Source organism: Streptomyces phaeochromogenes, from assembly GCF_001418655.1.
Taxonomy (GTDB): Bacteria; Actinomycetota; Actinomycetes; order Streptomycetales; family Streptomycetaceae; genus Streptomyces; species Streptomyces phaeochromogenes.
Genome location: NZ_LIQZ01000012.1, coordinates 22,574 through 33,537, shown reverse-complemented (window position 1 = coordinate 33,537; position 10,964 = coordinate 22,574). Strand labels below are relative to the sequence as shown.

At 66.2% G+C, this 10,964-nt stretch carries 8 protein-coding genes; all 8 read right to left on the bottom strand.

Annotation, left to right across the window (positions count from 1 at the left end; genetic code table 11):
- Positions 1–239 precede the first annotated feature (239 nt).
- Entirely contained in the window at positions 240–854 is a 615-nt protein-coding gene (locus tag AOK17_RS02080) for a hypothetical protein (RefSeq protein WP_055610511.1), read from the bottom strand.
- On the bottom strand, positions 851–1,447 hold the full coding sequence (locus AOK17_RS02075; protein WP_206190652.1) for an RNA polymerase sigma factor: 597 nt from the start codon (positions 1,445–1,447) through the stop codon (positions 851–853). Before AOK17_RS02075 ends, AOK17_RS02080 begins: the two co-directional genes overlap by 4 nt.
- A 206-nt stretch (positions 1,448–1,653) precedes the next feature.
- Entirely contained in the window at positions 1,654–2,847 is a 1,194-nt protein-coding gene (tuf, locus tag AOK17_RS02070) for an elongation factor Tu (RefSeq protein WP_055610510.1), read from the bottom strand.
- A 144-nt stretch (positions 2,848–2,991) separates the two neighbouring features.
- A complete protein-coding gene (gene fusA, locus AOK17_RS02065) occupies positions 2,992–5,121 on the bottom strand; it encodes an elongation factor G (protein ID WP_055610509.1) in 2,130 nt (709 codons plus the stop codon).
- A gap of 39 nt (positions 5,122–5,160) precedes the next feature.
- A complete protein-coding gene (gene rpsG, locus AOK17_RS02060; RefSeq protein ID WP_030345396.1) occupies positions 5,161–5,631 on the bottom strand; it encodes a 30S ribosomal protein S7 in 471 nt (156 codons plus the stop codon).
- 2 nt (positions 5,632–5,633) lie between these two features.
- Positions 5,634–6,005: a 30S ribosomal protein S12 gene (rpsL, locus tag AOK17_RS02055; RefSeq protein WP_003948652.1), complete on the bottom strand. Its 372-nt coding sequence runs from the start codon at positions 6,003–6,005 to the stop codon at positions 5,634–5,636.
- 288 nt (positions 6,006–6,293) lie between these two features.
- Positions 6,294–6,920 carry a DUF1707 and DUF4190 domain-containing protein gene (locus tag AOK17_RS02050; RefSeq protein WP_386670034.1) on the bottom strand — a complete coding sequence of 209 codons (627 nt, stop codon included), beginning with the start codon at positions 6,918–6,920 and terminating at the stop codon, positions 6,294–6,296.
- Between the two features lie 134 nt (positions 6,921–7,054).
- Positions 7,055–10,954 carry a DNA-directed RNA polymerase subunit beta' gene (locus AOK17_RS02045; protein ID WP_055610508.1) on the bottom strand — a complete coding sequence of 1,300 codons (3,900 nt, stop codon included), beginning with the start codon at positions 10,952–10,954 and terminating at the stop codon, positions 7,055–7,057.
- Positions 10,955–10,964 lie beyond the last annotated feature (10 nt).

The following is a 10,964-nucleotide window of genomic DNA, read 5'->3' as shown; positions in this document are numbered from 1 at the left end:
ACCCCCGGCAGAGCGGGCACCACGGCGAGCCCCGCACCCGCTCCCAGAACGGTTCTCCGACTGATGTCCGCGGACATGCCACACCCCTCGCCGGTCATCCCGAAGGCCGAATTTGCTCATCGCCATGACAAATGGTGGAGGGAGTGAGGCGAGGGGACAACGGGTCGAACGCGCCGAATAGTTTCGAAGGGCGGAGCATCGAGCGGCCCGCACGGTCGACGCCGTGCGGGCCGCCCGGCCTACTTCTCCTCGAAGGAGTCCCTACGGGCACCACTCCCGTCCCAGGGCACTTCCCGGCAGGGCTCGGCCCGCCCCTTGTAAGCAGTCACGATCGCAGCGGGAGCGGGGTCCCGCGTCCCCCACTGCGGCTCCTCGAACACCACGGAATCGCCAGGGCGCAGAGTGAAGGCGCGCATGGGTGGAAACACCTCACCGGTGCCACGCGACGGCCCCACGGCGAAGGCCGGCTGATAGGCCTCACCGCGGCGCCCCGCACAGACATATCCGTTCCTGGGCTTGTCGACGGTCATGCTGATGCCTTCGGCACGCAGCCGCTCGCTCAGCTCCTTCTGGTCGTCGCCGCTCAGCTCGATGTCCTCAATGCTGACGGCGACACTGCCGTCCCCGTTCCGCTCCACCGCGTACGCGGGCGACCCGCCGTGCGACGACGGCAGCCCCACCACCACTCCCACCGCGGCGACACACGCCGCGAGGGCGACCAGCGCCCGGCGAGTGGTGATCGTGCGGCGGATCACCGGCTCCGGCTCCGGCGGGTCCTCGGCCCTGAGAGCGATCTCCCGCTGGAGCTCGTTCAGCAGCCGGTCCTCGAAGGTCTTCGTCGTCCTGGCGCTCATGCCTCTCCCCCTGCGTACGTGAGTGCTGCCTGCTGTCCGCCGGCTCCGTCCGCCGCCGAGCGCAGCGACCTGCGCGCCCGGTGCAGCCGCACCCGGGCGGTGACCTTGCGTATGCCCAGCGCCACGGCGGCCTCGGTGACGCTCAGCTGGTCGACGGCGACGAGTTCGATCACCGCACGCTCGCCGTCGGGGAGCGTGTCCAGGGCGGCCAGCGCGCGGCGCCCGGCCTTCTCGGCGTCGAGCTTCTCCTCCAGCCGGTCGATGTCGTCGCCTTCCAGCAGCCGGTGGGCGGCGATACGGCCGCCGAGCACGTTCTGACGCGCGCTCCTCCGGGCTTCCGCGGCCACCACGTTGCGTGCGATGCCGTACAGCCAGGCGGTCTCGCTCCCGAGGTCGGGGCGGTAGGCGCGGGCGGAGTCGATCACCGCGAGGAAGGTCTCGGCGGTGAGATCGGCGACGGTGTGCGGGTCGGTGACCCGCCGGGCCATGAAGCGGGTGACGGCGTCGACATGGCGGCGATAGAAGACCTCGAAGGCGGCCGGGTCGTACAGCTCTCCCGGTGGACCGCCCCGGCTTTTGCTGTCGGATGCCAAGGTGTGAACCTCCCGTTGTCCGTCCTGCTGTCACTTCTACTTGGAACAGGCAGCCGAATGCGTTACGGGACGGCCCCGGCGGGATGGCCCCGGCGGGCCTGCCGGGAAAGCAAAAGGGCCCGTACGACCGAAGTCGTACGGGCCCCTTCAAGGAGCTCAGCAGTGCTGGAGCTACCAGGCTCTCAAGCCCAACAGGTAAGCGAGGCTTACTTGTTGATCTTGGTGACCTGGCCGGCGCCCACGGTCCGGCCACCCTCACGGATGGCGAACTTCAGGCCCTCCTCCATGGCGACGGGCTGGATGAGCTCAACGGTCATCTCAGTGTTGTCGCCCGGCATGACCATCTCGGTGCCCTCGGGGAGGGTCACCACGCCAGTCACGTCCGTCGTGCGGAAGTAGAACTGGGGACGGTAGTTGTTGAAGAACGGCGTGTGACGGCCACCCTCGTCCTTGGACAGGATGTACGCCTGCGCCTCGAACTCGGTGTGCGGGGTGACCGAGCCCGGCTTGATGATGACCTGGCCGCGCTCGACGTCCTCGCGCTTGATGCCACGAAGCAGCAGACCGACGTTCTCACCGGCCTGGCCCTCGTCGAGCAGCTTGCGGAACATCTCGATGCCCGTGACCGTGGTGGTGGTCTTCTCGGTCTTGATGCCGACGATGTCGACGGTCTCGTTGACCTTGAGGACACCACGCTCGATACGACCGGTGACGACGGTGCCACGACCGGTGATCGTGAAGACGTCCTCGATGGGCATGAGGAACGGCTTGTCGACGTCACGCTCGGGCTGCGGGATCGACTCGTCGACGGCCTTCATCAGGTCGAGGACGGACTGGCCCCACTCCTTGTCGCCCTCAAGGGCCTTGAGCGCCGAGACCTTGACGACCGGAAGGTCGTCGCCCGGGAACTCGTACTCGGAGAGCAGCTCACGGACCTCGAGCTCGACGAGCTCCAGGATCTCCTCGTCGTCCACCATGTCGGCCTTGTTCAGCGCGACAACGATGTACGGAACGCCGACCTGGCGGGCCAGGAGCACGTGCTCCTTGGTCTGCGGCATCGGGCCGTCCGTCGCGGCGACAACGAGGATGGCGCCGTCCATCTGCGCCGCACCCGTGATCATGTTCTTGATGTAGTCCGCGTGACCGGGGCAGTCGACGTGGGCGTAGTGCCGCGTCTCGGTCTGGTACTCGACGTGCGCGATCGAGATCGTGATACCGCGCTGGCGCTCTTCAGGAGCCTTGTCGATCTGGTCGAAGGCCGAGGCCTCGTTCAGGTCCGGGTACGCGTCGTGCAGCACCTTGGTAATGGCGGCCGTGAGGGTCGTCTTACCGTGGTCGATGTGACCGATGGTGCCGATGTTGACGTGCGGCTTAGTCCGCTCGAACTTCGCCTTCGCCACTGGGTCCTCCTGTGGAGTGGTTCTGGTACGCCTTACTCATCGGCGCCAGGGTGATCTTTGCTGGGATGCCGCCCGCCGGGGTTTCCCCTTGCCGGGTTGGCCCCGCCGGTCGGTGTCAAGCCTAAAGCGTGCAAACGGTGTGTGTTACTCGCCCTTGGCCTTCGCGATGATCTCCTCGGCGACGTTCCGGGGAACCTCGGCGTAGGAGTCGAACTGCATCGAGTAGCTCGCGCGACCCGATGTCTTGCTGCGGAGGTCGCCGACGTAGCCGAACATCTCCGAGAGGGGCACGAGGCCCTTCACGACACGGGCGCCGCTGCGCTCCTCCATGGCCTGGATCTGGCCACGGCGGGAGTTGAGGTCGCCGATGACATCACCCATCGACTCCTCGGGCGTGGTGACCTCGACGGCCATCATCGGCTCGAGCAGCACGGGGCTGGCCTTGCGGGCGGCCTCCTTGAAGGCCTGCGAGCCGGCGATCTTGAAGGCGAGCTCGGAAGAGTCGACCTCGTGGTAGCCACCGTCGAGAAGAATGACGCGGACGCCCGTCATCTCGTAGCCGGCCAGGATGCCGAACTGCATGGCTTCCTGCGCACCGGCGTCCACCGACGGGATGTACTCCCGCGGGATGCGGCCACCGGTGACCTTGTTCACGAACTCGTACGCCGGACCATCGGTCTCGGTGATGGGCTCGATCGCGATCTGCACCTTGGCGAACTGACCGGTACCACCGGTCTGCTTCTTGTGGGTGTAGTCGTGACGCTCGACGGTCTTGCGGATCGTCTCACGGTACGCGACCTGCGGCTTACCGACGTTGGCCTCGACCTTGAACTCACGGCGCATACGGTCGACCAGCACCTCGAGGTGCAGCTCGCCCATACCACCGATGATGGTCTGGCCGGTCTCCTCGTCCGAGTGAACCTGGAAGGAGGGGTCCTCCTCCGCGAGACGCTGGATGGCTACACCCAGCTTCTCCTGGTCACCCTTGGACTTGGGCTCGATGGCGACCTGGATGACCGGCGCCGGGAAGTCCATGGACTCCAGGATGACCGGGTTCTTGTCGTCACTGAGCGTCTCACCGGTGGTGGTCTGCTTCAGGCCCATCACGGCGACGATGTCGCCGGCGCCCACCGCCTCGATCTCCTCACGCTTGTTCGCGTGCATGCGGTAGATCTTGCCGATGCGCTCCTTCTTGCCCTTGACGGAGTTCAGCACGGCAGTGCCGGACACCAGGCGGCCCGAGTAGACCCGGACGAAGGTGAGCTTGCCCAGGTGCGGGTCGCTCATGATCTTGAACGCGAGGGCGGACAGCGGCTCGTCCACGGACGGCTTGCGCTGGATGACGACCTCGGGGTCCTTCACGTCGTGGCCTTCGATGGCCTCGACGTCAAGCGGGGTCGGCAGGTAGCGCACGACCGCGTCGAGCAGGGGCTGGACGCCCTTGTTCTTGAACGCGGTGCCACAGAACACCGGGGTGACCGTGGTGCCCTCGGACTTGCCGGACGCGATGGTGATGCGACGGATCGCGGCGTACAGCTGCTCCACGGAAGGCTCCTTGCCCTCCAGGTACAGCTCCATGATCTCGTCGTCGTTCTCGGCGACCGTCTCGACGAGCTTGCCGCGGTACTCCTCGGCAGCCTCGGTGTGGGTGGCCGGGATGTCGACGACGTCGTACATCTCGCCCTTCTCCGCCTCGGCGGACCACACGAGAGCCTTCATCGTGACCAGGTCGACGACGCCCTTGAAGTCGGCCTCGGCACCGATCGGGAGCTGCATCACGATCGGCTGCGCGCCGAGGCGGCCGCTGATCATGTCGACGCAGCGGTGGAACTCCGCGCCGGTCCGGTCGAGCTTGTTCACGAAGCAGATGCGCGGCACGCCGTAACGGTCGGCCTGACGCCACACCGTCTCGGACTGCGGCTCGACACCCGCGACACCGTCGAACACGGTGACGGCACCGTCGAGGACGCGGAGCGAACGCTCCACCTCGACCGTGAAGTCGACGTGACCCGGGGTGTCGATGATGTTGATCGTGTAGTCGTTGTCCTCAAGCGGCCAATGACAGGTGGTAGCAGCAGAGGTGATCGTGATGCCACGCTCCTGCTCCTGCTCCATCCAGTCCATGGTGGCAGCGCCGTCGTGGACTTCACCGATCTTGTAGCTGACGCCGGTGTAGAAGAGGATCCGCTCGGTGGTGGTCGTCTTACCCGCGTCGATGTGGGCCATGATCCCGATGTTGCGGACCTTGGCCAGGTCAAGTGAAGTGGTAGCCATAAGGCTTCGGTCTTCTCTCGGTCTCGATGGGGGTAGCGACTACCAGCGGTAGTGCGCGAAGGCCTTGTTGGACTCGGCCATCTTGTGGGTGTCCTCGCGCTTCTTCACAGCGGCACCGAGGCCGTTGGAGGCGTCGAGAAGCTCGTTGAGCAGACGCTCGGTCATGGTCTTCTCGCGACGGGCGCGGGAGTAACCGACCAGCCAGCGCAGCGCCAGGGTGCTCGCGCGGCCGGGCTTGACCTCGACCGGCACCTGGTAGGTGGCGCCACCGACACGGCGGGACTTGACCTCGAGGGTCGGCTTGATGTTCTCAAGAGCGCGCTTGAGCGTGATGACCGGGTCGTTGCCGGTCTTCTCGCGCAGGCCCTCCATGGCGCCGTAGACGATGCGCTCGGCGGTGGAGCGCTTGCCGTTCAGCAGCACCTTGTTGATGAGCGACGTGACAAGAGGAGAACCGTAGACCGGGTCGATGATGACCGGGCGCTTCGGGGCGGGGCCCTTACGAGGCATTTCTACTTCTCCTTCTTGGCGCCGTAGCGGCTGCGGGCCTGCTTGCGGTTCTTGACACCCTGGGTGTCCAGGGAACCTCGGATGATCTTGTAGCGAACACCCGGCAGGTCCTTCACACGGCCACCACGCACGAGCACGATGGAGTGCTCCTGCAGGTTGTGTCCCTCACCCGGAATGTAAGCGGTGACTTCGATCCCGCTGGTCAGACGCACACGCGCGACCTTACGCAGGGCCGAGTTCGGCTTCTTCGGGGTGGTCGTGAACACACGCGTGCAGACGCCGCGACGCTGGGGCGAACCCTCGAGTGCGGGCGTCTTGTTCTTCTCGACCTTGTCCTGCCGGCCCTTCCGGACCAGCTGCTGGATCGTAGGCACTACTTCTCCGGTTTCTGTGTGCCGAATGGTGAAGCTAACCTGGAACATCGCCGACCCACGCGGTCGGGTGTGTCGAATCCTGCAGACTCTCGCCGTGAGGCGAGAAGGGCGCAGATTTACGGTGGCCGCTTACGACTCCCCTTGCGGTTTGAAGGCACGCACGGGAGCCAGGGCACACCCCAGGCACAAGGTCTGAGCGTACCTACCTCATAGGCTGCGGTCAAAACAAATGGGCCGCACTACCATCCGTGAGCGGACCATGCCAACCCGCCACACCGTCCGTGATCTTCATCCGGTCGTCAGCGCGGCGATGAGCAGCAGCGTCACCACAAGGGTCCAGCTGGCCGTGGCCAGCCATCCGATGACGAGCCCGGTGAGCGCCAGACCGTCACCGCCCTCGCCCCTGTGCCGGATCTCGGAGCGCGCGGAATGGCCGAGAATCACCGCGGGAAGACCGGTGAGCCCGAAGGTCACCAGGCACAGCCCGCCGCAGATCGCCGACCCGATCGCCTTCTCGTTCGTCTTCGGCACGGGAAGGGGCAGGAACGTCCGTGGCACGGCTCCTACGGCCGCAGGGAGCGGTACGGGCCCCTGGGGCAGGTCGGCCACCAGAAGGGCCAGCTCGCCCACCGTACGGGCCGCGTAGGCCCGTGCCACCCGCTTCTCGAACTCGGTCTGCTCCATGCGCCCCTCGCCGAAGCCGGCTCTGAGCACATCGACGGCCCGCTCCCGGTCGGCGTGCGAGGCGAGCATCGAATGGCTGCCGTCCACGTACCCGGGCTGCGGAGGACCGCCCTGCCCGTACCAGACCGGCGGCTGACCGCCCTGCCCACGCCACGACGGCACACCACCCGGCCCCGGCCGGGCCTGCGGATCCTTCGGTCCCTCCCCGGGCTGCCACGACGGGTACGACACGGGAGCACCTCCCCCCGAAAGACTGGGCTTCCATCATGCTCCAACGCGGCATTTCCGGCATAGGTTCCCGTCACCGGAAAAGCCGAAGGGCGGCCACCCCGAAAGGTGACCGCCCTTCAACTCAAGCAACCCGCTTACTGGTTGTACGGACCGTAGTCGTAGTCCTCCAGCGGAACGGCCTGGCCGGAGCCCGTGCCGAACGGCGAGTAGTCGATGTCGTCGTAGCCGACGGCCGAGTACATCGCGGCCTTGGCCTCCTCGGTCGGCTCGACCCGGATGTTGCGGTAGCGGGACAGACCCGTACCGGCCGGGATGAGCTTACCGATGATGACGTTCTCCTTGAGGCCGATCAGGGAGTCGGACTTGGCGTTGATCGCCGCGTCCGTCAGAACCCTGGTCGTCTCCTGGAAGGACGCCGCCGACAGCCACGACTCGGTGGCCAGCGACGCCTTGGTGATACCCATCAGCTGCGGACGGCCGGAGGCCGGGTGGCCGCCTTCCTGGACCACACGACGGTTCTCGGTCTCGAACTTCGACCGCTCGACGAGCTCGCCGGGCAGCAGCTCCGCGTCGCCCGACTCGATGATCGTCACACGGCGGAGCATCTGCCGGATGATGATCTCGATGTGCTTGTCGTGGATCGACACGCCCTGCGAGTTGTAGACCCGCTGGACTTCGCCGACCAGGTGGACCTGGACGGCACGCTGACCGAGGATGCGCAGCACGTCGTGCGGGTTGGTGGCACCCACGGTGAGCTTCTGGCCCACCTCGACGTGGTCGCCCTCGCCCACCAGCAGACGGGCACGCTTCGAGATCGGGAACGCCGTCTCGTCGCTGCCGTCGTCCGGAGTGACGACGAGCTTCTTGGTCTTCTCGGTCTCCTCGATCCGCACGCGGCCGGAGGCCTCGGAGATCGGGGCGACACCCTTCGGCGTACGAGCCTCGAAGAGCTCGACGACACGGGGCAGACCCTGGGTGATGTCGTCACCGGCCACACCACCGGTGTGGAAGGTACGCATCGTCAGCTGCGTGCCGGGCTCACCGATGGACTGGGCGGCGATGATGCCGACCGCCTCACCGATGTCGACCAGCTTGCCGGTGGCCAGCGAACGGCCGTAGCACATGGCGCAGGTACCGACGGCGGACTCGCAGGTCAGGACCGAACGGGTCTTGACCTCCTCGATGCCGTACTTGACGAGCTCGTCGATGAGGACGTCGCCCAGGTCGGTGTTGGCCGGGGCCAGCACCTTGCCGTCGACGGTGATGTCCTCGGCCAGCGCACGTGCGTACACGCTGGTCTCGACGTTCTCCGTCTTGCGCAGGACTCCGTCGGAACCCCGCTCGGCGATCGCCAGACGCAGACCGCGGTCGGTGCCGCAGTCCTCCTCGCGAATGATGACGTCCTGCGAGACGTCCACCAGACGACGGGTGAGGTAACCCGAGTCGGCGGTACGCAGGGCGGTGTCAGCCAGACCCTTACGGGCACCGTGCGTGGAGATGAAGTACTCCAGCACGGACAGGCCTTCACGGAACGACGCCTTGATGGGACGAGGAATCGTCTCGTTCTTGGCGTTCGACACCAGACCACGCATACCGGCGATCTGACGCATCTGCATCATGTTTCCGCGGGCGCCCGAGTTGACCATCATCGAGACCGGGTTGGTCTTCGGGAAGTTCGCGTTCATCGCCTCGGCAACCTCGTTGGTCGCCTTGGTCCAGATCGCGATGAGCTCCTGCGTGCGCTCGTCCTTGGTGATCAGACCACGCTCGTACTGCTTCTGGACCTTCTCGTCCTGGTCCTCGTAGCCCTTGACGATCGCGCGCTTCGCGTCGGGAACGACGATGTCGGAGATGGCCACGGTGACGCCGGAACGGGTCGCCCAGTAGAAGCCGGCCGCCTTCAGGTTGTCGAGCGTCGCCGCCACGATGACCTTGGGGTAGCGCTCGGCGAGGTCGTTGACGATCTCGGAGAGCTGCTTCTTGCCGACCTCGTAGTCGACGAACGGGTAGTCCTCGGGCAGCAGCTCGTTGAAGAGCGCACGGCCCAGCGTGGTGTTCAGGCGGAAGGTGTCACCCTGCTGCCACTCCGGGTCGCCCTCCTCCTGAGCCGGCGGGGTCCAGCCGCGCGGCGGGATGGTGCCCACCGGGAAGCGGATGTCCACGCGCGACTGCAACGAGAGGTCGCCGGCGTCGAACGCCATGATCGCCTCGGCCGCCGAGCCGAAGGACCGGCCCTCGCCCTTGACGTCCCGCAGCTCGCCGTCGGTGGTGAGGAAGAACAGACCGAGGACCATGTCCTGGGTCGGCATCGTCACCGGACGGCCGTCGGCGGGCTTGAGGATGTTGTTCGAGGACAGCATCAGGATGCGGGCCTCGGCCTGCGCCTCCGCGGAGAGCGGAAGGTGCACGGCCATCTGGTCACCGTCGAAGTCCGCGTTGAACGCGGTGCAGACGAGCGGGTGGATCTGGATGGCCTTGCCCTCGACCAGCTGCGGCTCGAAGGCCTGGATGCCGAGGCGGTGCAGCGTCGGCGCACGGTTCAGCAGAACCGGGTGCTCGGCGATGACCTCTTCCAGGACGTCGTACACGACCGTGCGGCCGCGCTCGACCATGCGCTTGGCGCTCTTGATGTTCTGCGCGTGGTTCAGGTCGACCAGGCGCTTCATCACGAACGGCTTGAAGAGCTCCAGCGCCATCGCCTTCGGCAGACCGCACTGGTGCAGCTTGAGCTGCGGACCGACGACGATCACGGAACGCGCGGAGTAGTCCACACGCTTGCCGAGCAGGTTCTGACGGAAACGACCCTGCTTGCCCTTGAGCATGTCGCTCAGGGACTTCAGCGGGCGGTTACCCGGACCGGTGACCGGACGGCCACGACGACCGTTGTCGAACAGCGCGTCGACGGCCTCCTGGAGCATGCGCTTCTCGTTGTTCACGATGATCTCGGGCGCGCCGAGGTCGAGAAGCCGCTTCAGACGGTTGTTCCGGTTGATCACACGGCGGTACAGGTCGTTCAGGTCGGAGGTCGCGAAGCGGCCACCGTCCAGCTGCACCATCGGGCGAAGGTCCGGCGGGATGACCGGGACGCAGTCGAGAACCATGCCCTTGGGGCTGTTGGAGGTCTGCAGGAACGCAGACACGACCTTCAGCCGCTTCAGCGCACGGGTCTTCTTCTGGCCCTTGCCGGTACGGATGATCTCGCGGAGGCGCTCGGCCTCCTCGTCCAGGTCGAAGGACTCCAGGCGCTTCTGCAGGGCAGCCGCACCCATGGAGCCGTCGAAGTAGGTCCCGAAGCGGTCACGCAGCTCGCGGTAGAGGAGCTCGTCACCCTCCAGGTCCTGGACCTTGAGGTTCTTGAATCGGGTCCACACCTCGTCGAGACGGTCGATCTCGCGCTGCGAACGGTCACGCAGCTGCTTCATCTCACGCTCGGCACCTTCGCGCACCTTGCGGCGTACGTCGGCCTTGGCGCCCTCGGCCTCGAGCTCGGCCAGGTCGGTCTCGAGCTTCTTGGCGCGGGTCTCGAGGTCGGCGTCGCGCCGGTTCTCGATCTGCTGACGCTCGACGGAGACGTGAGCCTCCAGCGACGGCAGGTCGCGGGTACGACGCTCGTCGTCCACGTACGTGATCATGTACGCGGCGAAGTAGATGACCTTCTCGAGGTCCTTCGGGGCGAGGTCGAGCAGGTAGCCCAGCCGCGACGGAACGCCCTTGAAGTACCAGATGTGGGTGACGGGAGCGGCCAGCTCAATGTGGCCCATCCGCTCACGACGCACCTTGGCGCGAGTGACCTCGACGCCGCAGCGCTCGCAGATGATGCCCTTGAAGCGGACACGCTTGTACTTGCCGCAGTAGCACTCCCAGTCCCGGGTCGGACCGAAGATCTTCTCGCAGAAGAGTCCGTCCTTTTCGGGCTTGAGGGTGCGGTAGTTGATGGTCTCCGGCTTCTTGACCTCACCGTGGGACCACTGACGAATGTCGTCAGCGGTAGCAAGGCCGATCCGCAGCTCGTCGAAGAAGTTGACGTCGAGCACTTGTCGTCAA